General features: G+C 68.7%; 17 protein-coding genes and 1 tRNA gene. 13 read left to right on the forward strand and 5 right to left on the reverse strand.

The annotated features are described in order from the left end of the window. Nucleotides 1-352 precede the first annotated feature (352 nt). The 3 genes from G6O54_RS27530 to G6O54_RS27540 all read left to right on the forward strand — a co-directional run bounded on the left by G6O54_RS27530 (nt 353) and on the right by G6O54_RS27540 (nt 6,976). Complete coding sequence (locus tag G6O54_RS27530; protein WP_165230648.1) at nt 353-6,004, forward strand: choice-of-anchor Q domain-containing protein; 5,652 nt, start codon at nt 353-355, stop codon at nt 6,002-6,004. Between the two features lie 90 nt (nt 6,005-6,094). Further along, on the forward strand, nt 6,095-6,805 hold the full coding sequence (locus G6O54_RS27535; RefSeq protein WP_165230651.1) for a PEP-CTERM sorting domain-containing protein: 711 nt from the start codon (nt 6,095-6,097) through the stop codon (nt 6,803-6,805). A gap of 27 nt (nt 6,806-6,832) precedes the next feature. Next, entirely contained in the window at nt 6,833-6,976 is a 144-nt protein-coding gene (locus tag G6O54_RS27540; protein ID WP_165230654.1) for a hypothetical protein, read from the forward strand. Nucleotides 6,977-7,468: 492 nt separating this feature from the next. Here the strand turns inward: G6O54_RS27540 and G6O54_RS27545 are convergent. Both G6O54_RS27545 and G6O54_RS27550 read right to left on the reverse strand, forming a co-directional pair. Next, nucleotides 7,469-7,540 (reverse strand) — tRNA-Gly (locus G6O54_RS27545). A 172-nt stretch (nt 7,541-7,712) separates the two neighbouring features. Then, nucleotides 7,713-10,448: a right-handed parallel beta-helix repeat-containing protein gene (locus G6O54_RS27550; RefSeq protein WP_165230657.1), complete on the reverse strand. Its 2,736-nt coding sequence runs from the start codon at nt 10,446-10,448 to the stop codon at nt 7,713-7,715. A 232-nt stretch (nt 10,449-10,680) separates the two neighbouring features. Here G6O54_RS27550 and G6O54_RS27555 point away from each other — a divergent pair, with 232 nt between their 5' ends. Further along, nucleotides 10,681-11,673, forward strand: a complete 993-nt coding sequence (locus G6O54_RS27555) for a DUF4349 domain-containing protein (RefSeq protein ID WP_165230660.1) — start codon at nt 10,681-10,683, stop codon at nt 11,671-11,673. A gap of 238 nt (nt 11,674-11,911) precedes the next feature. Here the strand turns inward: G6O54_RS27555 and G6O54_RS27560 are convergent, their stop codons facing one another. Continuing rightward, complete coding sequence (locus tag G6O54_RS27560) at nt 11,912-13,174, reverse strand: aldo/keto reductase (RefSeq protein WP_165230663.1); 1,263 nt, start codon at nt 13,172-13,174, stop codon at nt 11,912-11,914. Nucleotides 13,175-13,435: 261 nt separating this feature from the next. Here G6O54_RS27560 and G6O54_RS27565 point away from each other — a divergent pair, with 261 nt between their 5' ends. From G6O54_RS27565 to G6O54_RS27580, 4 genes are read left to right on the forward strand one after another with little or no spacing between them, the layout of a single operon-like run. Further along, nucleotides 13,436-13,852 (forward strand): BlaI/MecI/CopY family transcriptional regulator, encoded by a 417-nt coding sequence (locus G6O54_RS27565; protein WP_165230666.1) that lies wholly within the window; start codon nt 13,436-13,438, stop codon nt 13,850-13,852. After that, nucleotides 13,849-16,932 carry a M56 family metallopeptidase gene (locus tag G6O54_RS27570; RefSeq protein WP_165230669.1) on the forward strand — a complete coding sequence of 1,028 codons (3,084 nt, stop codon included), beginning with the start codon at nt 13,849-13,851 and terminating at the stop codon, nt 16,930-16,932. The genes G6O54_RS27565 and G6O54_RS27570 overlap by 4 nt, the downstream gene beginning before the upstream one ends. A 30-nt stretch (nt 16,933-16,962) precedes the next feature. Then, entirely contained in the window at nt 16,963-18,339 is a 1,377-nt protein-coding gene (locus G6O54_RS27575; RefSeq protein ID WP_165230672.1) for a DUF1800 domain-containing protein, read from the forward strand. A gap of 33 nt (nt 18,340-18,372) precedes the next feature. Then, the gene (locus G6O54_RS27580) at nt 18,373-19,581 is read left to right on the forward strand and encodes a DUF1501 domain-containing protein (protein WP_165230675.1); all 1,209 of its coding nucleotides are present in this window, start codon (nt 18,373-18,375) and stop codon (nt 19,579-19,581) included. 10 nt (nt 19,582-19,591) lie between these two features. On the opposite strand, the gene G6O54_RS27585 is transcribed toward G6O54_RS27580, so the two are convergent. Then, a complete protein-coding gene (locus G6O54_RS27585) occupies nt 19,592-20,944 on the reverse strand; it encodes a HEAT repeat domain-containing protein (RefSeq protein WP_165230678.1) in 1,353 nt (450 codons plus the stop codon). Next, nucleotides 20,932-21,843: a sugar phosphate isomerase/epimerase family protein gene (locus tag G6O54_RS27590; RefSeq protein WP_165230681.1), complete on the reverse strand. Its 912-nt coding sequence runs from the start codon at nt 21,841-21,843 to the stop codon at nt 20,932-20,934. The genes G6O54_RS27585 and G6O54_RS27590 overlap by 13 nt, the downstream gene beginning before the upstream one ends. Nucleotides 21,844-21,957: 114 nt before the next feature. Here G6O54_RS27590 and G6O54_RS27595 point away from each other — a divergent pair, with 114 nt between their 5' ends. The 5 genes from G6O54_RS27595 to G6O54_RS27615 form a co-directional block, all read left to right on the forward strand. After that, on the forward strand, nt 21,958-23,388 hold the full coding sequence (locus G6O54_RS27595; RefSeq protein ID WP_165230684.1) for a hypothetical protein: 1,431 nt from the start codon (nt 21,958-21,960) through the stop codon (nt 23,386-23,388). A gap of 102 nt (nt 23,389-23,490) precedes the next feature. Beyond that, entirely contained in the window at nt 23,491-24,105 is a 615-nt protein-coding gene (locus G6O54_RS27600; protein WP_250847119.1) for a DUF6174 domain-containing protein, read from the forward strand. 135 nt (nt 24,106-24,240) lie between these two features. Continuing rightward, nucleotides 24,241-25,035, forward strand: coding sequence for a class I SAM-dependent methyltransferase (locus G6O54_RS27605; protein WP_250847120.1), 795 nt, complete (start codon nt 24,241-24,243; stop codon nt 25,033-25,035). A 112-nt stretch (nt 25,036-25,147) separates the two neighbouring features. Further along, a complete protein-coding gene (locus G6O54_RS27610; protein ID WP_165230687.1) occupies nt 25,148-25,501 on the forward strand; it encodes a hypothetical protein in 354 nt (117 codons plus the stop codon). 122 nt (nt 25,502-25,623) lie between these two features. Next, the coding region (locus G6O54_RS27615; RefSeq protein ID WP_250847121.1) for a 3-keto-disaccharide hydrolase at nt 25,624-26,452 on the forward strand (829 nt) is incomplete at its 3' end.

Below are 26,452 nucleotides of genomic sequence, written 5' to 3' on the forward strand. Positions count from 1 at the left end.
GGCAGAGGTGGACGGGAGTCCTGGCGATCGGGACCCCAGAGACTTCCGTCCCTGATCCCGCCGCGCGAGAGAAATTCCCCGCCACGGCGCCGACGACACCCGGCGCGGATCGACGACGAGGAGAGCTTCAGGGAGAGCTGGTTCGCAGTCCCAGGCGCGGCAATGGTCAAGGTGCCGACGGGCAGTAATCCAATACTATTCATAAGTCAGTTCGATCTGCCGGTTCCCCCGGCGGGTCGCATCCGGCCTGCCGGGAACCACGCAACGATACCGGGACGTGTCGAGGATCGTGGGGCCTTGAGAGAGCCTGTTCATCACCCGGGTGATTCACCACCAGAGGAGCCAAGGAACGATGAAGGTCAGCACGGCGAGCGACCAGCGGAGCGGCGGGCGGGGTTCGGTCGAGGCCCGGAGACGGCAACGCCGTCGGCTGCGGCCGAGCTTGATGGCGCTGGAGGACCGCCAGTTGTTGTCGATGTTCACCGTCACCAGCACGCTCGACGACGGCAGCGAAGGAACCCTGCGGTGGGCAGTCGGCCAGGCGAACTCGACCGTGGGGGCCGACACGATCGACTTCGACAGCAGCTTCAACACACCGCGGAAGATCACCCTGCTCCCGGCTTCCGGCGGCCAGCTCACGTTGACGGACACCGCCACCACCACGATCAACGGCCCGGGGGCCGGCCTGCTCTCGATCAGCGGCAACAACACGAGCCGGGTGTTCGCGATCAATCCCGGCGGCGCGGCGTCGATCTCGGGAGTGACGATCACCGGAGGCCGTGTGACCGGTTCCGGATCGGCCGGCCGAGGGGGGGGAGTGGCGAACTTCGGCACGACCACGCTGACCGACTGCACGGTCAGCGGCAACCGCGCAACCGTCTCCGGCGGCGGGGGGCTGTACAACGCTACCGGAACGCTGACCGTGGATCACTGCATCGTCAGCGGGAACACCTCCAATAGCGGCGGCCTGGCGAATTTCGCCAATGGCACCCTGATATTGACCCAGTCCACGGTGAGCGGAAACTCGGGCTCGGGCGTGGCCAACAACTCGGGCATGGTCACGCTGACCGGCTGCACCCTGAGCGGAAACTCGAGCATGGGCCTGATCGGCTCGGGTGGCACGGCCGCTCTGACCAACTGCACCGTCAGCGGCAACTTCAGGGGAATGTCCATACTCAGCGGTACGGCCACGCTGACCAACTGCACCGTCGGTGGCAACAGCGAGTTGGGCCTCTACAGCCCGATTTCCGGGATCCTGAACCTCGGCAACACGATCGTCGCCGGCAACGGCAGCTTCGACGCCAGGGGGCAGTTCGCATCTCGGGGCAACAACCTGATCGGCACGTCCGATCTCAGTTCGGGCTGGATCGGCTCCGACCTGACCGGCACCAGCGCCCAGCCGCTGAATGCCGTGCTGGCCCCATTGGGCAATTACGGCGGGCCGACCATGACGATGGCCTTGCTGCCCGGCAGCCCGGCGATCGACGCCGGTGCCAGCGGCGTGGGAATCCCGACGACCGATCAGCGCGGCGTGGGCCGAATCGGCGGCGTGGACATCGGGGCCTTCGAGTCGAGCGGGTTCACCCTGGCCTATACCGCGGGAAGCGGCCAGTCGGCCAGTGGCGCGTTCCCCGACCCGCTGGTCGCGACCGTGACGACCAACAGCCCGCTCGAGCCGGTGGCCGGTGGCCTGGTGACCTTCACCCCGCCGGCCAGCGGGGCTTCGGCGACCTTCTCGAGTGACCCGGCGGTCATCGGCGGCGACGGCACGGCGAGCGCAACCCCCTCGTCCAACTTCATCGGCGGCACCTACACCGTCTCGGCGACGGCCGCCGGCGCCACGGGGGCGGCCTCGTACATCCTGACGAATTACGCGGTGGTGTCGATCGCGGTCACGCCCGGCGATCCGTCGCTGGCGCTGGGCGTGGCGGGGCAGCTCACCGCCATGGGTACCTTCGCGGACGGCTCGATCCTGGACCTGACCGATGCCGTGGGCTGGGATTCGGGGACGCCGTCGGTGGCCGCAATCAGCGGCACCGGCCTGGCCACCGGGCTGGCCGTGGGGACGAGTAAGATCACGGCATCACTGGATGGCGTCACGAGCCCGGACGATACCCTGACGGTGATCGCCCCCAGCTTCGTGGTCGATACGGCCGACGACTCCTTCGGATTCTTCAGCGGGACGACCAGTCTGCGCGAGGCGATCGCGGGCGCCAACGCGGTCCCGGGCCAGACGATCACCTTCGACAGCATCGCGTTCAACACGCCCCAGACCATCACCCTGGGGGGCACCCAGCTCGAGCTGAGCGGCACGACCGGGGTGACCACGATTACCGGCCCGGCGGGAGGCGTGACGGTCAGCGGCGGCGGGCTGAGCCGGGTGTTCCAGGTCGACCCGAATGTGACGGCGTCCATCTCGGGGCTGACCATCACCGGCGGCAATGCCGGCTACGACGATGGCGGCGGCCTGATCAACCTCGGCACGACCGCGCTCATCAACTGCACCATCAGCGGCAACTCCACCAACGGGGGCGGCGGCGGCCTGGCCACCGGCAGCTCTTCCTACCCCGGAGCCACGACCGCGCTCATCAACTGCACCATCAGCGGCAACTCCAGCTTCGCCGAGCTGGGCGCTTACTACGGCACCACCACGCTGACCAACACCATCGTCGCCGCCGTGGGCGGCGGATTCAGCATCTTCGGCACCGTGTCGGGCGCGAACAACCTGATCGGCACCGGCGGCTCGGGCGGGCTGATCGACGGGGTCGACGGCAACATCGTCGATGTGGCCGACCCCGGGCTGGCCCCGCTGGGCGACTACGGCGGCACCAGCCCGACCATGGCCCTGCTGCCCGGCAGCCCGGCCATCGACGCCGGGACCGTAGCCGGCGCACCGGCCACCGACCAGCGGGGCTACGCCCGGGCCGGTGCCGTCGACATCGGCGCCTTCGAGAGCCAGGGCTTCAGCCTCACGCTCGTCGCCGGCACCCCGCAGAGCTCGGACATCGGCACGCCGTTCGCCGACCCGCTGGCCGTGTCCGTGGCGGCCGTCAACCCGCTCGAGCCGGTCGACGGCGGGGTCGTCCGCTTCGTCGCCGGCCGCGTCGGCGGCGCCACGGCGATCCTCCTGGCCCCCTCGGCGGTCATCGCCGGCGGCCAGGCCGAGACGACGGCCGCGCCCAACAACGCCCTCGGCAGTTACACGGTCATCGCCAGCTCCGGTGCCCTGTCGACGACGTTCGACCTGGAGAACACCGGCACCATCTTGTCGGCCCTGGTCGTGAATACGACGAGCGATTCCCTCTTCCCGGGCCCTGGTCTCCTGAGCCTGCGTGAGGCCGTCACCTTCGCCAATCTCGACACCCTGGGGATCTCGAGCATCACCTTTGATCCGACGTTGATCGGCCAGACGATCACCCTGACCGGAACCCAGCTCGAGCTCTCCAACACGACCGAGACGGTGACGATCACCGGCCCGGATGGGGGCGTGACGGTTGACGCCGGCGGGCTGAGCCGGGTGTTCCAGGTCGATGCGGGTGTCACGGCCTCCCTCGGCCACCTGACGCTCACCGGGGGCATGACCGATGGCAATGGCGGCGGCCTCGATAACCTGGGCACGACCACGCTGACCGATTGCTCCCTGAGCGGCAATTCCGCCGGCGGCAACGGCGGCGGCCTGTACAACTCCGGCCTGGCCACACTGAACGGCACCGCGGTCGGCGACAATTACGCGTACGGCGATGGCGGCGGCTTCGCCAATCCGGGCAATGCCACGCTGACCGACTGCACCATCAGCGGCAATACCGCCCACCGCTCCGGCGGCGGCATCCACAGTTCCGGCACGCTCGCCCTGAACGGCTCCGACGTCAGCGGCAATTCAACCACCTTCTATGACATCGTCGGCCTCCGCGGCAGTGGTGGCGGCCTGTACAACCGCGGCACGGCGACGCTGAGTGATTGCACGATCATCGGGAACACCACGTCCGCCCGATCACAGGGGGCCAGCGGGGGCGGCGTGGCTGCCGGCGGTGGTGCCGTGACGACCCTGACCGACTGCACCATCAGCGGCAACTCCACCCTCGGCTCAGCGTCGGGCGGCGGCGGCCTGTTCAACGGGGGCGGCCAGTACGGACATGGCGGCCTGGACAATGAGGTCGCCAGCACGGCCGTCGTGAACCGATGCGTGATCACCGGCAACTCTTCCCGTTTCTATGGTGGCGGCCTGGCCGATTTTGGAATGGTCACGGTGAGCGGCAGCACCATCAGCGGCAATTCCGCCGCGTCCTCCGGAGGCGGCGTGTCCGTCGGGACTACGTTCGACAACTATACCGCGATCGCCACGTTGATCGACTGCACCATCGACGACAACTCCGCCACCGGCTCCAGCGGAGGCGGGGTGGCGAGCTGGGGCGCGACGACGCTGACCGGCTGCACCATCAGCGGCAACTTCGCCGGGGTGTCCGGAGGCGGCGTGCGCAGTGCCGCCGCTGCCAACGGCGTCTCTGCCCCGGCGTCGGTCACGCTGACCGACTGCACCATCAGCGGCAACTCCGCGGCACGCGACGGCGGCGGCGTGGAGACCGGCAGCCAGTCCCTTGGCCAGCAGGTGTATCAAAGTGCGACTCTTCTCAATCACTGCACCGTGAGCGGCAATTCCGCCGGTGGCAACGGTGGCGGCCTGGATACCGGCCGCTTCGGGACGACCACGGCGATCAACTCCACGGTCAGCGGGAACTCCGCCGTCAATGGCGGTGGATTGTACGCCAAGGGCTCCTTCTTCTACGGCAACCGGTACGGAACGATCAACCTGACCAACTGCACCGTCAGCGGCAACTCCGCGAGTGGCAATGGCGGCGGCCTGGTCAACGGCTCCATAGCCACGACCACCCTCGTCAACACCCTCGTGGCGGTGAACACGGCCGGCACCGTCGGGCCCGACGCCCTGGGTACGGTCGTCTCCAACGGCAACAACCTGATCGGCGAGGTCGACGGCAGCTCCGGCTGGGTCGACACCGACCTCACCGGCACCGTCGCCACGCCGCTCGATCCGCTCCTGGCACCGCTGGGCCTGTACGGCGGTCCGACCGAGACGATGCCCTTGCTCCCCGGCAGCCCGGCCATCGACGCCGGGACCGCAGTCGACGCACCGGCCACCGACCAGCGGGGCCTCCCCCGGGTCGGCGGCGTGGACATCGGGGCGTTCGAGAGCCAGGGCTTCGTGTTCACTCCCGTCGCCGGAAGCACCCCCCAGACGGCGGTCGTCGGCACGGCCTTCAGCAAGCCCCTGGCCGTGTCCGTCACGGCCAACAATCCGGTCGAGCCGGTCGACGGCGGCGTGGTGACCTACACCGCGCCGACCGCCGGCGCCTCGGCAACGCTCCCCGCCATCGACGCCGTGATCTCCGGTGGCCTGGCCGGCCTCACCGCTACGGCCAATCAGGTGATCGGCGGCTACGCCGTGGCGGCGACTGCCGCCGGAGCGTCGGCCTTCAACTTCGTCCTGAACAACGTCGCCTCGGTGAATACCGCCTTGACCTCGGTCGGCTGGGGTTCCCAGACCGCGACGGTCGCCGGACGGACGAACCTTCCCTGGGCGAACATCTCTCGCTTCGTGTTGACCTTCAACACGCCGGTGACCCCCACGGTCGCCGACCTGGTCGTGACCGGTTGCGGCGGGAAGGTCTATCCCGTGGCCGCGGTGAGCATCGACGGCAATACGGTCACCTGGACGCTCAAGAGCCCGATCGTCGATCCCGACGTCGTCACGTTCGCCGTGAATCCGCTCCTGGCGGTCTTCACGACCCAGCTCCGGATCCTGCCGGGCGACGTGAACGACGACGGCGTCGTCAACAGCCAGGACATGGTCTTCGTCCGCAACGCTTACGTGAAGATCGGGCCGCCTCCCTCCATCGACCTGATCTTCCTGGACCTCAACGGCGACGGCGTGATCGACATCAACGATTACAACATCGTCCGCAAGAATTGCGGCAAGAAACTCTCCTGATCGAGCGACCTGGCCCCGGGCGCGAGCCTCGCGCCCGGGGCCTTTCGTCTCCCAATCTCGCCCGACAGCACCACAGCGAAGGAGATGACCATGCGGAAATTCGCGACAGCTCTCGTGATCCTTGCATTCGTTGGACTCACCTCTCCCAGCCGCGCGGGCCTCATCATCGAGGCTCCCAGGATCACCACGACACCGGGGCAGGCCGGGTCGTTCGATATCCTGATCTACTCGATCGGAGGCTCCTATCAGGTCTCGGCAATCACGATCGAGTTGTCCCTGTCGGGGCTTACGGGCGTGTCCTTCACCGACGTCAGCATCGCGACGACGACCCCCTATCTGTTCGCCGATCCGGGGGTGACGAACGGGGGCGGTCCGTTCTCCCTGGATCCGTTTCCGAATACCGCCTTTCGGGCGTCGGACTCCGAATTCGGGAGCTTGGGTTACGTCCAGATCGATCTCGGCGTCACGTTCGGGATCGCCCACGTCTCGTTCATGGTGGATCCGGGCACGGTGCTAGGAGAGCGCGGCTTGATATTCGGCGCCGGCACAACGCTCTCGGACATCGACGGCGCCCCGATCGCGTTCGAGGGCATTAACGGCGTCGTGAGCGTCGTGCCCGCGCCGTCGAGCCTCGTGCTGCTCGCGGGCGGCTTGCTCTGCACCCTCGCGAACGCTCGAAGACGATATCCCAGGAAGCAAGGCCACGGAGCGTGCCTCGCGGCCACGCCCGGCAATCGGCCAACCGGCGGAGACAACGATGGTCAGCCGCGCGGGCTGAGCCATGAGTTCCGGTTCGCGTAAGCGACACCGAGTCCATCGACAGGTTCGATGCCGGACCGGCGGTTCCCGGAGCAGATCAGCGACGGCGAGGAATTGCTCGAGACTTCGCTCGGGGTGACCGACAAGTCGTCGCCGCGGGCGCCGGCCGCCAACGCGCGGGCGCTGGGATTGTCGCATTCTCAAGGTGGGTGAAATTCTCGGATTTCCTTGAGGGATGTTCACGCAGCCGACTGGAATCCACCCGCGGACCCGCCCTGGGTTCAAGGCTCGGGCCCTTGTGAGTCGAAGCCGGCCCGGCCGCCGCTCTCGGGCGTGGCGCGGAGCGTCCGGCCGTCGAGGAGATTGCGGAGATCATGGACTCGCTATACCACATCCTCGCGGGCCGAAAAGAGATACGGAAGCACCGACTGCCATTCGGCGTCGGAGACATCGCCGGGATAGGGTTTGTGGGTGATCACACCCAACCTACGTCCGCGACCTGGCTAATGCTCACAACACGGTCGAAACCGATGGCACGGTTCGGCTGAGGATGGTGGCCTTTCCCCTCCTCATCGAGGGCAGGTCATGTTGTGAGCCAGACCGTCGCGTTGCAGCCTTGCACTGCCTCTCATGGACGGAATTGTAGGTCGCGCTCCTGGCCTTCCAAAACGAGTGCAACCCAGGATCGGCGTCAACGTAAGTTAAAGCGGGCGATGGGATTCGAACCCACGACGTCCAGCTTGGGAAGCTGGCATTCTACCACTGAATTACGCCCGCGATCTGACGGCCGGTGCAAGGACAGAGGCCGTCGGGCCCTGAGAGGTTCGCGATGAGCGGGACCTCTTCAACCCACGAGATAACGATAGCAGCATCGTCGGCCGGGGGCAACAGGGTGGACGGGAACTTGTGAGACCGGGGAAGGCTTTCCCTCGCCGGACGGGGCGAGCCATCAACGCGGCGGGGTGACGGGGTGCTCCCGGGCGCCGGGGGCATCGACGATCGGCCAGGAGGCTCGCAGGTCGTCGCGATACGGGCCGATCCGATCCTCCGGGATCGGGCTGAAGCCGAGAGTCAGGGCCGGAGAGTCGGGCCGCAGGCGATAGTCGTCATGGGCCGCATCCACGAAACGCGGATCGGCGATCCGCGAACGCCGGTCCATGCCGAGGAGCTGCCAGGACGCCCATTCGTCCAACGACTCCACCTCACGGAAAGAAACGCCCGACACCAACAACCCACCGCTCCGGGCCGGGAAGTCGATCCGGACCCGGAAATCCTTCATCCGCTCGTGATGGCCGGGCTCGCCCGGGGCCGGGATCTTGAAGACGAACTCGAAATCCTTCCACTCCGGCCCCACCTTGCACTCGTTGGGCCAGTTGGCCCAGAAGTACTGTCTCGCCTCGTAACCCTGGAGCATCAGGCCCGCCTTCGCGTCGAGCCCGGTCGATCGCATCCGAGCCTTCAAGCGATAGGTATGACCGGGCCGCGCCGGGAAGAGCTTCGTCACCACGATCGGAGAATTATCCTTCGATTTCGAGGCATCGAACGCCGCCTCGATCCGGAGCACGCGACGGCCGCCATCCTCGACGATCCCGGCCGCCGAGCTCGGGGTGAAGATCTGCCACTCCCAACCCTCGGGCAGCTTCCCAACCTCGGCCGTCGAGAAGTCGCCCGGGATCAGGTCGCCGGAGATGTCCTTCCCCGGCAATCGCTGGCCCGTCCGGATCGGCTTGCCATCGTGCCAGACGAGGTTGTCGTCGAACACGTTGCGATCGAAGGGCACGTCGTTCGTCCGCACCAGGGCCGACTCTGCGCCGCGATAGGCGATGATGTTCCGCGTGAACTCGTTGCCCGTCATGATCAGGCCGTTCGGCAGGACGGCGTCCCGCGGATGCACCCCCATGTTCCGCATCGACTTCCAGGCGGGCGAATCCCGGACCATCTCGTAGCCCTTGATCATCGTCGGCAGGTGGTCCTTCCAGTAGGAATGATCCACCCGCCACCCCGAGTATTCGTACTGCTGCGGGCCGTTGTCCACGAAGATGTTGTTCGAGATATGATTGTCCCGGCCATTGTGCAGGTGCAGGCCCGCGCGCGAGCAGCGGTAGACGATGTTGCCGATCACGTCCACGCCGCCCGTGTTGTCGTCCAGGTAGATCCCCCAGGCGAAGTGGGGAGAGACCCACCGCCCGTGCTCATCCTTGCCGAAGCCGAGCATGTCGTGGAAGCGGTTGTAGCGGATGATCGTCCCCCGCGACGAGATCCAGTCCCGGCCGCCCGTGTAGACGGCGCCGGTGTCCTCGGTCTCGAGGTTCATGTGGCGGACGTGGTTGTACTCGATGATCAGGTTGTTGCCGCTGAACATGATCCCCATGCGTGGGCCGTCGTGGATGTAATTGTGCGAGGCGACGTTGCCGACGCCCTCCATGCCGATCCCCACACCCTGCGCGTAGCGGACGCCGACGTGGTGGATGTAGTTGTTGTCGGCGACGTTCCCCGCGGGCGTCAGGGCCACTCGGTCGCCGCCCGAAAGGTAGATGCCGTGCGAACCGACGTCGGAGATGTCGTTGCCGACGACCCGGTTGTTCGTCCCGCCGTTGACGCCGACGGCGCCATGGCTGTAGTCGCCGACGCCCCGGATCGTGCAGCCGGCGAGGGTGCAGTGCGACGTGTTGTCCAGGGAGACGGCCTCGCCCGTGCAAGACTCCATCGTGAAGCCGCGGAGCGACAGGTATTCCGTCTTCGGCCCGATCGCAACCAGGGTGCCGATCGTCGGAGCGACGATGGCGTGGGCGTCGTCCAGCGGCGCGGGGGGCCAGAGGTAGAGGGTTCCCCGGTCGCGGTCGAGATACCACTCGCCGGGGGCGTCGAGCTCTTCCAGGGCGTTGCGGACGTAGTAGCGATCGCCGGGGCGGATCGGGTAGGAGGCGTCCGACGCCAGCTGGATGGTCCTCGTCGCGGGGTCGATCGACTTCACGCCGACGATGTTGTTCCACCAGTTGTAGCGCGGGAAGACGAAGACCTGGACCTCGGCGGGCTTGCTCCAGGTCCGGGCATCCTGCGGCTTGAACCTCAGGGTGTGGCTATCCTCGCCCGGGATGTTCTCGTACATCGGTGCGAGGCGGCCGTCGGCGAACGCCCAGCCGCCGCCGTAGGGGTTCGCGGGGTCGAAGTTGGGATAGCGAGCCAGGGGGAGCCTCTTGCCGCCGCAGAAGAGCTCGGAGAAGGCCGCGCCTTTCAGGCCCTGGGCGGCGAGATCGGCCTTGAGGATCTTGCCGCGATGGGGGACGAATCCGCGGACTCGACGGCCGCCGCGGAGGGTCGCCTGCTCGCGCGGGTAGGAACGGTAGACGACCGGCGAGGCGGCCGTACCGCCGTCTTCGTTCGAGAGCCGGAACGTCTCGGTGAACTCGTAGGTGCCGCCCCTGACGAAGACGGTGACGGCCTCCGTCGGCCCCCCCTGCCTCGCCTTCCGGACGAGGTCCCGGGCCTTCGCGATCGTGGCGACGGGGCCATCGGACCGGGAGGGATTGGGACTCTCCAGCCGTCCCGACCAGGCGTCATTGCCGCGGGTGGAGACATACAACTTCAGCTCGGCCGCGGGGGCGTGAGCGGCGGAGCCGAGGGACGCGACGACGACGAGGATCAGGACGGGCGAGGTCAGGACATGCGGTCGGCGATGGAACATGGCAGCGTCCCTCCGGCCGGGTCGCGCATCGTCCCGGCCGCTGAGTGTGGCCTGGCCGCCCGGCGCCGGGCGGCCCCCAGCGTTCCAGCATACCGGCTCAGCCGAGCGGTTCCACGGGGGCCCGCTCGGTCCGCGATCGTGTGGATTCTGCTAAGAGAATCCCGTCGGCTCCGTCATAATGAACGGACCGGGCACATCTCGTCTCGTGACTCACCTGGGGGAGAGGGATCCCATGGGCCAGAAAGTGCGACCGCTACTCTTCCTCTCGCTGGCGTTCGCGGGCTGCGGTAGCGAGCCTCCGAGCGCGACCGTCGAGAGCGCCAAGGTCGCCCTCCCCGCGGCGAAGAGCGACATGGCGCCCCGATCGGCCAGGAGTATGGCCACGGCGCCGGCGGCGGCCCCGCTCACTCCCCCGATGATGGCCGCCGGTGCCGTGGTCGCCTTTCAGGAGACCCCCGCGAATCCGGCCGCGACCGCCGCGGCGATGGCGCGGAAGATCATCTACGACGGCGAGATCGACCTGATCGTCAAGGACGTGGATCCGATCGCGAAGCAGATCACGTCGCTCGTCCAGGATGGTAAGGGCTACATCGCCGAGCAGAGCACCACCGGCTCGCCCGGCTCGGTGCGCTCGATGCGGTGGAAGCTGCGGGTGCCGGTGGAGCGGTTCGACGCGCTGGTGGAGAAGGTCGCGGGCCTCGGCGAGCTCGAGCGGAACACGCGGACCTCGCAGGACGTGACCGAGCAGTTCTACGACGTCGAGTCCCGCATCAGGAACAAGAAGGCCGAGGAGAAGTCGCTCACCAAGATCCTGGACGAGCGCACGGGCAAGCTCGAGGAGATCCTCAAGATCGAGACCGAGCTCTCCCGCGTCCGCGGCGAGATCGAGGTCTTCGAGGGCCGGCTCCGGATGCTGGACAATCTCTCCTCGCTGGCCACCCTGTCGGTGAGCATCCGCGAGCGGGAGAAATTCGACCCCCCTCCCCCGGCCGTCGCCGACTTCTCCTCCCAGGTCTCCCGGACGTGGGAAGCCTCGATCAAGGGCATGATCGATATGGGCAAGGGGATCGTGCTCTGGGCCGTCGCCTGGGCGATCTGGATCCCCTTCTGGATCGTCGGAGCGATCATCGCCTGGATGCTGCTCCGATGGGCCTATCGCCGCCTGCCCCGGCTGATCGCGCTCGCGAGCATGCCGCTCACGCTACGAAAGACCAAGACGAACTAACCACAGAGGCACGGAGGCACAGAGAAAAGGGGACGGAGGATCGGGAGCATGAGTCAACGGTAGGAAGAACGGACTGTCATGACTCAGGATGCATATCAACATCCCGAATCACTCCTCTGGAGGGCGGATGGCGAATTCGCCGAGAATCGCCCGCCCCCTATTGCTCCTCGTTCCTTCCCTTCCCGCCTCAATCCACTTCCGGTCTTCTCTGTGCCTCTGTGCCTCTGTGGTTCGATTCCTATGACAGCCGACGGTCGACCTCGGGCAGCAGGCGGGCGAAGTCGAGCTTGCTGGGGCAGGCCGCGCGGGCGGCCTCCAGGTCGGCGCCTTGCCAGTCGCGAGCCTCGGCGGGGAGGGCGTCGTAGCATTCGCGGGCGTGGGATCTCAGGCCGTGGTGCTCGTGGTAGGTGAGGAACCGCGTCAGGTCGCCGAGTGCCGCGGTCGTGCCGGCGGCGTGAGAACAGCGGCCGTCGCAGTCGGCGCAGAGCATCGGACCGTGGGCGAGGTCGGCGTCGCGGAGGGACTTCAGGTCGGCGGCCTTGAGCGGGGCGAAGCGGCGGGCGGCGTCGGAGTTGATCCGAATCTGGTCCGTGTTGGTCATGGACACGCACGACGAGGCAATCCGCTCGTCGGTCCAGATCGCGTGCAGCAGGGCCTGGAAGGGCGTGAGGTTCTTCTCGGCGAGCATCGGGACCTTCTCCTTCACCTCGTCGAGCATGTTCCGCTTCTGGCCGGTGCCCAGGAAGTGGCCGGCGAGCTGCTTCATGGAGATGAGCCCGATGCCGGCCTTGTGGCAGGCGTCGAGCGCCTTGTTCAGCGGCGCGTCCTTGTCGAGCCAGGGGCTGTACTGGACCATGATCGCGTCCACGATGCCCCCCTCGGCCGCGGCCTGGAGGATCTGGGCGCGGTTCCTGTGATGGGTGGAGATGCCGACGAGCTTCGACTTGCCGGCCTTCTTGACGGCCGCGACGGCCTCCTTGAATTCCTTGCTCTTGACGTAGGCGATCGCGTCATCGAGCGAGTGGTTGTCGCCGAAGCTGTGGACGAAGAAGAGGTCCACGTAGTCGGTGCCCATCGCCGCCAGCCGCTGGTCGAGCATGGGCATGATCTCGGCGGGGGTCCTGGGGAGGTCCTTGGTGACGACGAAGACCTCCTTGCGGACGGCGGGCTCGGCCTGGAACCACTGCTTGAAGTCCCCCTCGGACTGGTAGCGCTGGGAGGTGTCGAAGCAGCGGATGCCCTGGGAATACGCATACCGGAGGATCCGCTGGATGCCCGCGCCCCGGCCGGTCCCGGCGTTCAGCATGGTGACGTCGATGCCGGTCTTGCCGAGCGGCCTGCGGGGGATGCCCAGGGCCTTGTCCGCAGCCTCGGGCTTGCCCCGGTCCGGCTCCTGGGCTTCGGCGGCATGGCCAACGCTCACGGCCGCGGCGGCGACGGCCCCGGCCTGGAGGAACGAGCGGCGATCGGTGCTGGTGCTGCCGGTAGGATCGTGCGTCATGGCCCGCGACTCCCGCATGGTGAAAGGACGATGCCCCGAACCGGAAGGCGACACGCGCCCATCCTATCGCCGCCCGGCCCGCCTTGCCATGCCTTCGAATGCATGGGCACCTGACGATATCCGCGGCCCGCCCGGGCGCCGGACGGGGCCGGATCTCGCGGGGCGAGCCGGCCAGGAAGATCGCGGAAAAGATCGTTGACATCTACGGGACGAGACGTACGATAAGGGACGTTGATACGGCCCTTCTCGTAGGAATCAATGATGCCTGATGTTTCACCGACCGCCCGGGAGCTGGAGGCGCTCAAGGTCCTCTGGCGGCTGGGTCGCGCGACCGTGCGGGAGATCTACCGGGAGCTGAAGCCCCGGGACGGGGAGCTCGCGTACACGACGGCCCTGAGCCTGCTCCAGACGATGGAGCAGAAGGGGCTCGTCGGGCACGAGTCGGCGGGGAAGGCCTACGCCTACTTCGCGAAGGTCCGGCGGGACAGCGTCTTCCGCCGTCTCGCCGGCGGGTTCCTGGATCAGGTGTTCGACGGGGCGATGGGGGAGTACGTCGCCCGGGCGCTCCAGGCGAAGCCCCCGAGCGTGGGCGAGCTGGAGGAGCTGGAGGCGATGATCGCCGAGGCCAAGAAGCGGGCGCAGGCGAGGGACGACAAGCCGAAGGGAGGGACGCGATGAGCTTCGATCTCGATCGGGTCGGCTATGGACTCGCGGACTATTACGCCGCGGCGACGCTCGTGCTGCTCGGGGCGATCGCGGCGATGCTCGTCCTGAAGCAGCCGGCGCGGCGCCTTTATCTCGGGGGGGCGGCGCTCGGCGGCCTGCTCTCGCTGACGATCCTGGGCCTGATACCAATCGGGCCGAAGACCCATCTGAGGACGCAGGCCGGGGCGACGGGGCTGCTCCCCGCGACGGGACCGACGGTGCTTGAGCCGGCTCGGACGTTCGAGCGGACCGCAGCGAGACCGGCCGAAATCACTCCCGTGGCGGAGGAGGCCGGCTCGGCCGTGATTGCGCCGCCGGCGGGGCCCGCGATGACGGTCCCGGACGGGTGGACGCTCGCGGTCTGCTCGTTCCTCGGCGGGTCCGGGCTGATGGTCGGCTGGCTGGCCCTCGGCTGGTGGCAGACGGAGAGGCTGAGGCGGCGATCGCGGATGGCCGGGGTAGCGTTACGAGGGCTGCTCGCGAGGGTCATCGGCAGGGATAGTCGTGCCCCGGAGTTGCTCATCAGCGAGTCGCTCCATCTTCCCGTGGCCGTGGGCGTGCTGCGGCCGGCGATCATCCTGCCGGCGCGGTTCGTTCAGGATGAGCCGGAGTCCAATCTGAAAGCAGCGATCGCGCACGAATGGGCTCATATTCGCAACCGTGATTTATGGCTGATCGCGCTTTCGCGGCTGCTGTTGCCGGTCCTGTACGCCCACCCGGCGTACTGGTGGCTGCGGCGGCGGATCCGCGACGACCAGGAGGCCCTGGCGGACGCCTCGGCGGCCGGCGCCCAGGGGCGGCTGGGTTACGCAGAGGTCCTGCTGGCGTGGTCGCGGAGCGTGTCCTCCCCGGCGCCCTTCGCGGCGGGCGGATCGCTCGCGCTCTTCGAGAGTCCGTCCCAGCTCCGGAGGAGGATCGCCTTGCTTCTCGACCAGGGGATCCAGATCGAACCGACCTGTCCGGAATCCTGGGTTCTGGGAATCTCCGCGGTGTCGGCCGCTACCGTCCTGGGGCTCTCGCCGCTGACGCTCCGGCCGGCGTCCGCGGGCGCCGATCCCTCCGGAGTTGCCGCCAAGGCCGGGGCGGAGGAGACCAAGGGTGGGCCAGCCATGGACAGCACCACAACGCAGCGTAAGGGACGCGCGCTCGGCCCGGATGGCAAGCCGTTCGCCGGGGCGAAGGTGTATCTCTCCCGTCAAGGCTCGGGATGGAATCGCCATCCGAACCACTCGGATCGGCCCTCCCTCATCGGTACGACGGGCGACGACGGCACGTTCCGCTACCCGCAGGAAGCCAGGCCGGAGGACCGGTGGCTGTCCCAGGCCGTCGTGACGGCGGAGGGCCATGGCCCCGCCCTCGCCGACCCGGCGGAGAAGGACGAGGTGGCGACCTTCCGGCTGGTCAAGGATGACGTCCCGCTTCGAGGCCGCGTGCTGGACATCCAGGGCCGGCCGGTCGCCGGCGCCACCGTCCAGGTCGTGGGCGTGCTCTGGCACCCGGGCGGCTCGCTCGCCCCGTGGATCGAGCGACTGAAGGCGGAGAAGACGGCGTACCCCGTGGAATACTCCACGCTAAGGTCCTGGGCGCTCCGGGACGTTGCCGGGTTCTTCCCGGCGCAGACGACCGATGCGGAGGGCCGGTTCACCATCAATGGCCTGGGCCGCGAGCGGATCGCGTCGCTCCTGATCTCCGGGCCGGGCATCGAGACGCGATTCGAGTATGCCGCCACGCGACCGATGGCGAAGATGACTTATCCCGACTTCCCCGGGAACAACGGCAGCCATGACATCAGCTACCACGGCACCGGCTTCGACCTGGTCGCCGGCCCGGGGCTGGAGGCGTCCGGCACCGTCACCGACAAGGACACCGGCGCCCCGATCGCCGGGGCGGTCGTCGAGACCGCGGCCCTCTTCGGCAACCCGCTCCGCACGCTCAGCACGGTCACGGACGCAACCGGCCGCTACCGGCTCACCGGCATCCCGCCGAAGACCAATTTCAACGACGACCAGGCCCTCCTCGTCAATCGTTACGAGGGTCCGCCTTACCTTCCCACGGTGAAGCCGCTGGGCAAGTCGGAGGTCGGGAAGCCAATCCTCGTGGACCTGCAGCTCAAGCGCGGAGTCTGGGCGACCGGCCGCGTCGTCGAGAAGGGGACCGGCAAGGGGGTCAAGGCGAACTTCTCCTATTACATCCTCCGGGGCAATCCCCACTCCAAGAGCTACCCCCCTTACGGGACGATCCGGGCAGCGATGCCTAACGAGACCGATCCCGACGGTAGGTTCCGATTCGCCGTGATGCCGGGGCCTGGCGTGATCGGCGTCCGCGTCGGCAACGAGCATTACCTCCTGGGCGCGGGAGCCGACAAGATCCCCGGGGCCAGGAAAGGCGACCGCAATCTGGAGATGATCGAGGCCGAGCCGGCCTATCTTGTGCCCAAGAACTATCATTCGCTGGGGGTGATCAGCCCCGCGGTCGGCGACGAGTCGGTCTCCCTGGAGATCGCGCTCGACCGGGGCAAGACGGTTCGGGGGAAGGTCGTCGGCCCGGACGGACGGCCCGTTACCGGGGCCAGGGTGGAAGGCCTCCAGGACCACTTCCGGTCGTGGACGCCGCAGCCGCTGCCGGCGGATGAGTTCGTCGTCGAGGGGATCGGCGAGGGGAGCGACCGGGACGTCCTCGTCTGCCACGACGGCCTGAAACTCGCCGGCTCGTACGTGATCCGGCCGGACGAGGCCGGGCCCATCGCCGTGAAGCTGGAACCGGCCGGCCGGCTGTCGGGCCGGATCGTGGACGCCGCCGGCCTGCCGCTGGCGGGGGCCGACCTCGTGTCGTTCTCCCCGATCGGGGACGCGACGCACGAACGCGCGTCGTTCGCCGGCCCGGTCAAGACGGACAAGGACGGCCGCTTCCGTGCCGAGGCCCTGCTCCCGGGACGGAAGTACGACATCTACGTCCAGACGAGACGCCGGCTGACGGACGTGGTGAAGGACGTGGTCGTGAAGTCCGGCGAGTCCCGAGACCTCGGCGACCTGACCGTGAAGCCCGCGGAGTGATTCCATCGGGCTCAACGGGGAGGATGGAACATGCTCGAACCCTCGAAGACCCGATCCGCGGAAGAGGGCCCGTGGGCCGCGTACCATCCCTCGCCCGAGGCCCCCTGGGACCTCCGCCGCGTCGCCCACCTGCACCGCCGCGCGGGGTTCGCGGCAACGCGGGCGGAGGTCGAGCGGGACCTTCGCGAGGGGCACGAGTCGAGCCTTCGGCGCGTGCTCGAAGGGCACGGCCAGGAGGCGGGGACTCGCTCCGACCTGGAGGAGATCGCCGGGCGGATCGGCGACGCCGCGGTCGAGTCGCGCGACCCGCAGCGACTCAAGGCATGGTGGATCTTCCGCATGCTGGCCTCGCCCGATGCGCTCGGCGAACGGCTCGCCCTGATGTGGCACAACCACTTCGCGACGAGCAACCGGAAGGTGGACGACCTGGCGGCGATGCGGCGGCAGATCGACACCTTCCGCCGGCTCGCCCGGGCTCCGTTCGGCGAGCTGCTGAACGCGGCCGTCCGCGACCCGGCGTTGCTCACCTGGCTGGATGCCCCGGCGAACCGCAAGGGGCACCCGAACGAGAACCTCGGCCGCGAGCTGATGGAGCTGTTCACGCTCGGCATCGGCCACTTCACCGAGGCCGACGTGAAGGACGCCGCGCGAGCCCTCGCGGGCTGGACAATTCGCGAGGGCGAATTCCTCGACAACGTCGCGGCGCACGACGACGGCGAGAAGATCATCCTCGGCCAGAAGGGGCGATGGACCGGCGCGGACCTCGTCCGGCTGCTCCTGGACCATCCGGCCACGGCGAGGCGAATCGCGGGGCGGCTCTGCGAGACGTTCCTGGGGGAGAAGGCCGTCTCGTCCGGGGAGATCGACGAATTGGCGGAAGGACTGAGGACGCATGGCCTGGACGTCGGTTGGGGGGTGGCGACGATCCTCCGATCGCGGGCCTTCTTCGCCGAGGCCAACCTCGGCAACCGGGTCATCGGGCCCGTGGAGTTCGTGGTCGGCGCGGTGCGGTCGCTCGAGTGCTGCGACCCGATGCCCGGGACATTGCGGCTGGCGGAGTGGTGTGCGCGGATCGGGCAGGACCTCTTCTATCCGCCGAACGTCGGCGGCTGGCGGGAGGGCCGGGCCTGGCTCAGCACGCGGGGGATGGTCGCGCGGGCGAACTTCGCGACGGCACTGGCATCGTGGAAGGAGCTCGGCCTTGACGGACCGCCCGCAATTCTCCGGGACACAACCCCCGAGCGACTCGTCGCGGACCTGGCGGGACGATGCCTGGGGAAAGACCCCGGCGGAGGTTGGAAGGCGAGGATCGTCGCCGAGGCGCGGGCCGGGGCGAGCTCGGAGGCGGGGGCGGCAAGGCGGGCCGCCGCGATGATCCTGTCCAGTCCGGAGGCACAGGTCGGGTAAGTCGATCGAGATCCACACCACAGGAGATTCCTCATGGCAACGAGACGCGGCTTCCTGAAATCAACCCTGCGGAACGCCTCGCTGCTGGCGACGGCGCCGGCCGTGCCGGGGTTCCTGGCGGCGACGGCCCGCTCCGTGGAGCCGAAAGCGGACGGCCGGGTTCTGGTGGTGATTCAGCTCGATGGAGGGAACGATGGGATCAACACGGTCGTCCCGTTCCGGGATGACGGCTACGCGAGGAACCGCAAGGCCCTCCGGCTCGAAACCGGCAAGCTGATCAAGGTCACGGATTCGGCCGGGCTGCATCCGAGCCTTACGGGAGCGGCGGACCTGATCCAGCGCGGGGAGCTCGCTATCGTCCAGGGCGTGGGCTATCCCAACCCGAGCCGGTCGCACTTTCGAAGCATGGCCGTCTGGCACTCGGCGCGGCTCGACCCGGAGGAGCACGGCGGACCCGGATGGCTCGGGCGTGTCTTCGACAAGCGGCTTGCGGCGGGTGATTCCGCCGGCTCGTACTTCATCGGCGAGGGGATGCCACCCGAGGCCCTCATCGGTCATCGGAGCGCTCCCGCGGTGCTCGAACGCCAGGAAGACTTGATCCTGACGAATGCGAAAGGATCGCGGCAGGACGACGTGACGACGCCCGCAGGGGATGACCTGGTCGCGTTCGTGAAGCGGACCACGCTCGATGCGTACGCGACGGCCGATCGCGTGGCGGAGATGGCCGGCGCGAAGGCGCAGGCCGATCCAGGATCCGCCGAAGGCCTGACCGGGCGGCTGGCGCTGATCGCCCGGCTGATGAAATCCGGCGTCCGGGCCCGCGTCTTCTACACGCAGCAGGGGAGCTACGACACGCATGCCGGCCAGCTCAACACGCATGCGATCCTCCTGGCCGAGCTGTCGCGGGCATTGAAGGAGTTTCAGCACGAGCTGGAGTCCTCGGGGCTGGCCGACCGCGTGGCCGTGCTCTGCTTCAGCGAGTTCGGCCGGCGGCTCGCGGAGAACGATTCCGGCGGCACCGACCACGGCACCGCCGGCCCGTTGATCCTCGCGGGCAAGCACGTCCGACCCGGCCTGATCGGCGAGGCGCCGAACCTGACCGACCTGGAGGACGGCGACCCGCGGATGACGGTCGATTTCCGACGCGTGTATGCGGCCGTACTGCGTGACTGGCTGGGGATCTTGCCCGCGGACGCCCTGGGCGGGACCTTCGATCCCCTGCCTCTCTTTCGGACATCGTGAGCCGGACGGCTTATTTCATGAGGGGCTTCGGGGTGGATGAGTCCGGGAACCGAACCGGCGCCTCCTCGATCGCCAGGCCGAGGAGCATGTGCGCGGTGCGGCGGACCTCGAGGTCCGGATCGCCGAGCTGGCGGACGAGCGAGGCGGAGGCCTCGGCCAGGGCGCCGGGGTCGGCCTGTGCCATCCTCTGGAGCCAGACCAGGGCCCCCTGGCGGCTGTCGGAAGGGAGTTCCTTGCCGCCGACCGCTTCGATGAGCACGGCCCGGATGGCTCGCGAGGTCCGCGGACCAGTGATCCGGGCGAGTTCGACCGGCCCGGCGCTTCCCATGCCGGGTGAATTCTCGAAAGGCCCCTCGTTCTGGATCCAGAGGATCGCATCGGCCGCAGCGGCCCGCGTGGCCAGGTCGGGATGATCGAGGAGCGTCTCGAGGGCCGGGACGGCGGCGCGGGCCCCGGGTCCCGCCCCGGCGAGCATCGCGATCCGCTGGAGCCTGGCTTCGGGTTCGAGCTTCCGGGCGGCCTCGATCACGGCGGTGAAGACCCGGTCCCTCGTCGCCTCACCCGCCTGCCGCAGGTGCACCGCGAAGGGGATGTGATCGAGGGCGTCGAGATCGTCGACCAGGCGGAGGAGGAGCCGGGCCGCCACGGGGTCGTCACCGCCCCTCAGTTGCATGAGCGAGTTGGCAACGCTCAGCCGCACGACCGGATCGCGATCTTCGGCCGCGGCCTCCAACCGCGCGGACGCCTCGGGCCGCGGCCCCCCGGTGCCGAGTGCCGTCGCCGCGGCGGACCGGATCTCGCTCGAGGGGTCGTCGAGCAGGGGAGAAAGGGCCTCGAAAGTCGGCCGTTGAATGGCCGCCCCGCGATCGACATCGGCATCGGCCGTCGCGTTTCGGCTGCCCGTCCAGGGGCCTCGAGGCGTCCCGCGCATCATCCACAGGATCTGGATGGCTTTCAACCGCGAGTCGATGCGATCGTCCCCCCCTCCCTTGCCGACGAGACCGATGAGCGCGTCGACATAACGCGCCGGCTCCTCGCCGCCGTTGTAAAGGCCCTCGCACGCATCGGCGCGGACCTCCGGGTCGGGATCCTTGAGGGCCTGGCGGAGATACGACAGGGCGGATTCGTGATCCCTGGTCCGCAGCAGGCCGATCGCCGCGCGGCGCTCGTTCGCGTCCGGGCTGGAGAGCCCGGCGGCGATCCGGCGTCCCTCGAGCCATCGCTGAACAGCCGGGCCGCCCAGCTCGATCGCGGAGTAGAGTCCGATGAGGGCGGCGGCAAGCAGGGTCGAGTAGAGGAGGGGCCCGAAGGTCCGCCGGCGCGACGGGGCGTCGGATGTCGCCTCCGGCATCAGCTCAGCCATGACCGGAGTACCTCCAGGTCCCGTTTGGTCGCCGCGGCGGCCCGCGCCAGGTAGCCGGCGTCGCGGGGCTCGGATTCGAAGTATTCCAGGAAGAGGGAGGCCACGCCATCGAAGCGGGAGGCTCGCAGCGACGCCGCGTATTCCGGCCCCACCAGGCCCTGCCCCAGGGGGACACCCCTGAGCTTCGTCCCTTCCCAGACGAAGTCCTTGAAGCTCGCCACGGCCAGCCGGTCGCGGACGAGCTTCGCCTGGACGGGCCAGGAGAGGCCCCCCTCGACGCGGGCGTGGAAGATGTCGAAGTACCAGCCCACCTCCGCGGCCGGGTGCTTCCGCATCAGGCCCTCCATGTCCCAGACCGCGGACCCCACCATCCCCACGCCGGAGTGGTTCTGATAGCACGGCAGGATCCCGACCTCCTTGCTCAGGGCGACGAGCTCGTCGAGCCTCGGGCCGATGGCCTCGAGCTGCGGCCAGAGCGGGCGTTTCATGTCGTAGTGGTACCAGTTCATCCGGTAGCGCGTGATGCCCAGCGATTTCGCCGTGCGGAGGACGGATTCGGCGTGCTGCTCCCTGGCGACGGCGTTGATCCCCGAGGCGAGGACCGCGATCGAGATCCCTCGCTTCCCGAGGATCTCCACGAATCTCGGCAGGTCGTCGGCGACCCTGGCCGGCTCGACGTGCCCGCCGGGCCGGATCGGCGCCTCGATGGCCGTCACGCCAATCTCCGCCAGGGAGTCCGCGATCCGCTCGTGATCGAGGCCCAGGAGGTGCTTCGTGAAGACGGCGAGCGTGGGCGTGCCGGCTTCCGCGATCGCCCCCGCCGGCCGCGCCGCGAGGAGTCCCGCTCCCATCCCCAGCCCCGCCGCCGATGTCCGGAGGAAGCCGCGTCGTGTCTTCATGATTGTCCCCCGCGATGCTAACGTCCGCGATTGCCAGATTCGCCCCGTTCGATCATCGTGGATCCCGGGCGACGGCCCGTCAATGACGACTGTCAGAGAAAATCCGAGGCCCGGATGATCCCGTGCGAGCAGGCGGTCTACGGTAGCTTCCCGTTCTGGAACCGGGGATACGCGATACTGGCCCGGTCGGCGGGATGCCGGCCGGAGTGGCTGGACGCGCTCCGGCGGGCCGCCCAGAAGTACGGCGAGCGGCCGACGGGAATTCCCGAGCGCGCGGCCCTCTTCGCGATGCGACTGCCGCGAGGGCCCTGGATGATCGTCGGCGTCTTCCCCCAGGGGGCCGACGACCGGGGCCGGCCCGGGGCGCTCGCCTTCCACGGGCTCTTCGTCGATCCGCGATCGTACGCGAGATCCGGCGCCAGCCCGTTCCCGTTCGCCGGCTCCCTCCGCGGCGACTGGACCGCGGCGGACGAGGACGCCACGCTCCCCGCGGCATCATGGGCGGCAGCACGGCCGGCCCCGACGGACACGAACCAGACGGACCGAGCGATCTCCATCGCCGCGAGGATCCGTCGCGGCGAGCGCGTCTCGGTTCGATCCTCCGAGCCGATCGACGATCTCGCTCGCGCGGTCTGGAACTTGCTTCCCGGCCGGGTCCGACGTCGTGCGTCGATGGCGACCTGGGCATTCAGCGAGGAGAAGCTCTTCGATCTCATGGCGATGCCCCTTCTCCCCGGCTCGCCCGGCGAGCCCGATCTTCTCATCCCCACCGAGACGGCCCGACGTCCGCCCGGGCGTCGCCCCGCGGTCCTGGGCCTCGCGGCCCTGCTGCTCGGCATTTCAGCCCTCCTGTTCGTCCTTTTCCGCGGCCGGTCAGGGTTGCAGGAAGGGACCGTCGAGGAACCCAGCACGCCCCTCGCTCCGAGATCCGCCGACCGCGAGCCCCAGCCGACCAGGGCCTCCCTCGTGCCGCCCGCTTCGCCCGACGAGATGCGGCCCGCGTCCGTTGAGGAGATCCGGCGGATGTCGGAAGCCCTGGCCTCACTTGCTGACCGCCTCGGATCCGACGTCGCGGAACCGCCTCCCGCGGACGCCGCCGAATCCATCCGCCGCCTCGCCGAACGCCTCCGATACCGCGGGCCATTGCTCGGGGACGAGGACCTGGCGCGGCTCGAAACCCTCGCGGCCGCCGAGGGCCCGCCACCTCGAGGTGGCAGGGGTCCGCTCCCCACCGCGACCTCGGACGCAGCCAACGCCCTCCGCTGGCATGACCTCGTCATCCGGTTCCGCGGCGATCGCCGCTTGCCCGCAGGCATCAATCAGGAGCCTCCCCGCCGCCAGCTCGCCCTCCTCGCCTGGATTTTCCACCTGGAGGATGACCCGGGGATCTCGGAGGCCGTCCGTCACGGGACCCCGGAGGAGATCGTCCACGCCCTGGCCGACGCCCTGCTCGTCGACCTCCCCCTGCCCCGGACGTCGCTTGCCACGAGCTTCGCACCACTCGACGAGTACCGGAACTTCCTCGGGTCCCTACCCCGAAAGTGAGGTCTTGTCATGAAATTGCTTCGAGCGAACGGGACGGGCTATCCAGGACGGCCGCGATTCTGTCATCCTGGACGTTCGCGAAGGTGGAAAGGAAACCGGACGATGCACGACGAGGATCCCTCGACAGATCCGTATGAGCAGGCGGTCGATGACCCGGCGTCCGAGGAGCCGGCGCCCCATTCCGGCCGACGGAGGAGGCCTTCCCTCGTGTTCGCGGGGCTGGCGATCACCACCCTCTCGACGCTCTGCATCTTCGCGCGTTGCTCCGGCGGGCAGGCCGTCACGGAAGAGGCCCTGGCCGCGGCTCGCGACACCTGGGCAGAGGCAGGGATCCGGGATTACGACATCGAATGGACGAGCTCCGGCAATGTGGAGGGGCGTTACGTCGTGACCGTCCGGGGGGGAGAGGTCCGTCGGGTTGAGGGAGTCGCCGCCGACGGGCGGAGGTCCGAGCTGTCGCCGGCGGAGAAGCGGTTCTACGGGGTCGATGGCCTCTTCACGACCATCGCCGACGAGCTCGCCCAGCTCAAGTCCGATCGCCCCTTCGGGAGCCCTCGCGGGATGAAGGTCGTGATGCGATTCACGCCCGACCCGCGGCTCGGCTATCCGCGGCTCTATCGCCGCGACGTGATGGGGACCTCGCAGGGCCTGGCGATCGACGTCATCCGCCTGACCCCCCTGGGAGTTAGGCCCGGATCGTCGGGCCCTCGTTCCTGAGGCCGGGACGGAGTTGCAAGCACGCGCAAATCCGATCCGGGATTCCCGATCCCGGAGTCCGGGGCCGTCCTCTTCCCCCGCCGTGTTCCATAATCCCTCTGGGGGACCTTCGGGGCACGAGGAGGATTCGCGAGCGTGGGCCGAGGCGATGAAGCAATCCCGAGCCAGGAGCGGAGCTGGGGGCGGCACGCCGCGCGATACCAGGAGTTCTTCGTCGACCCGTTCGCGCCCGGGGTGGTGAACCCGCTCTGGGACGCGCTGGGATCGATGGAGGACGCCGGCCGGAAGACCGTCCTCGACCTCGGCTGCGGCACGGGCCCGCTGCTCCCCTTGCTGCTCGACCGATACGGCTTCGGCCGGGTGATCGCCCTGGATTTCGCCCCGGGGATGCTCGCGCAGGCCCGGAAACGCCTGGGGCCCGAACGATCCGGGCGCGTCGAGTTCCTGGAGCGATCGATGACCGGCCTGGTCGACCTCCGCGGCCGGGTCGACGTGGCGATCGCGATCAACTCGCTGGTCATGCCGGACATCCGCGATATCGACTCCGCGCTCGGCGAGATCCGCGAGTCGCTCCAACCCGGCGGCGTCTTCCTGGGGATCGTCCCGTCGCTCGATTCGATCCAGTATCTGACGATGCTCCAGCTCGACCAGGCCCTGAAGCTCGGGATGTCGCCCGAGGAGGCCGCACAATTCACCGCGCTCCACGCCGAGCACAGGCTCTACGACTTCGCCTTCGGACGATTCCGTTATCGGGGCCTCCGCCAGAAGTTCTGGACGTCGTTCGAGGTCGAGTACCGGCTGGGGAAGGCCGGCTTCCGCGTCGAAGGGCCGAGCAAGGTCCTCTACCCCTGGGACGAGAGCGCCCCCGCCACCGCCGAGCTCGGCGAGTATCCGCCCTGCTGGGACTGGTACTTCCGGGCGACCCGGTGAGCACCGCTTGGGCCCTCCCTTGCCAGGCCGCGAGTCCGGCTCTACGCTTGATCCGAGTCGGACAACGTCCCGAATCCACGCAAGCCGCGGCCGTTCTCCGGGAGCTGGCACCATGGGCAAGGATCGGCGGAACATGCCCTCGCAGGAGCGCTCGATCAAGGATCGGGAGCAGGAGATCTTCGACGACCTGCCGCCGGCGACGGGGCCGGTCCCGGCCGCCCGGCCGTTCGCCGAGTACCTGCGCGAGACGCCGGCCGCTCCCCTGTCGAGCGGGGTCAAGGCGATCTTCTGGATCGCCGGCATCGCCGTGATCCTCCTCCTTTGCGCCGCGCTCTGGCGGGCCCAGCATCCGCGGACCACGCGGACCAGGCGCGCTTCCCGACCCGCGGCCGCCGACTCGAGGCCCGACCCCGCCCGCGGTCCCTCGCCGATCGCCTCAGCGCCGGCGAGGCCGGCAGGTCGTTGACGGGCCCCGGGGGCGGGGTCAAGATAGCACGCCATTGACTCGGATCCACCGGGGTTCGTTGCGAGGAACCTTCCGGGTCGTGGCCACGCAACAGCTCCTTGCCGGGAAGGGAAGGGTCGGCGATGCTCCCGCTTGCTCTCGTCATCTGGATGTCGGTCCTGACGGGACCCCACCACGCCGCGGCCGAGTCGGTGCCGGCGCAGCCCGCCACCCAGCCCGCCGCGAAGGCCGACGGCTTCGTCCCGCTCTTCAACGGACGCACCCTGGACGGCTGGTACACCTTCCTCCAGAAGCACGGCAAGAACGCCGACCCCGATCGGATCGTCACCATCGAGGACGGGACGATCCACCTCTACAAGCACGCCGCCGACCGGGACCTCGTGGTGATGGGCTATATCGCCACGGAGAAGGAATATGGCAACTATCACCTGCGGGTCCGCTATCGTTGGGGCGCCAAGAAGTTCCAGCCCCGCTACGACCTCAAGCGAGACGCCGGCATCTACTACCACATCCTGGGCGAGGACGCCGTCTGGCCGCGGTCGCTCCAGTTCCAGGTGGAGGCCACCAACGTCGGCGACCTGATCGCGCTGCACGGCTTCCAGCTCGACTCCTGGGTGGACCCGAAGACGAAGGATGAGGTCATGCCGACGTTCCTGGACGTGCCCAAGGGCGGCATCCCTCGCGTCCTCGGAGGCAAGGGGATCCAGTACCAGAAGCACCTGGCCGGCGACCACGAGGTCGATGGCTGGAACACGGCCGAGATCATCGCCAAGGGGGACAGCATCACGCACCTCCTCAACGGCCGCGTCGTGAACCGCGGGGTCCACGTCCGGCTCGTCGACCCGGAGCACCCGGACGCCCCGGCGAAGCCGATCACCAAGGGCCGGATCGCGCTCGAGATCGAGGCCGCCGAGATCGAATTCCGCGAAGTCGAGATTCGCTACCTGGACT

The sequence above is a fragment of the Aquisphaera insulae genome (assembly GCF_011064615.1).
Taxonomy (GTDB): domain Bacteria; phylum Planctomycetota; class Planctomycetia; order Isosphaerales; family Isosphaeraceae; genus Aquisphaera; species Aquisphaera insulae.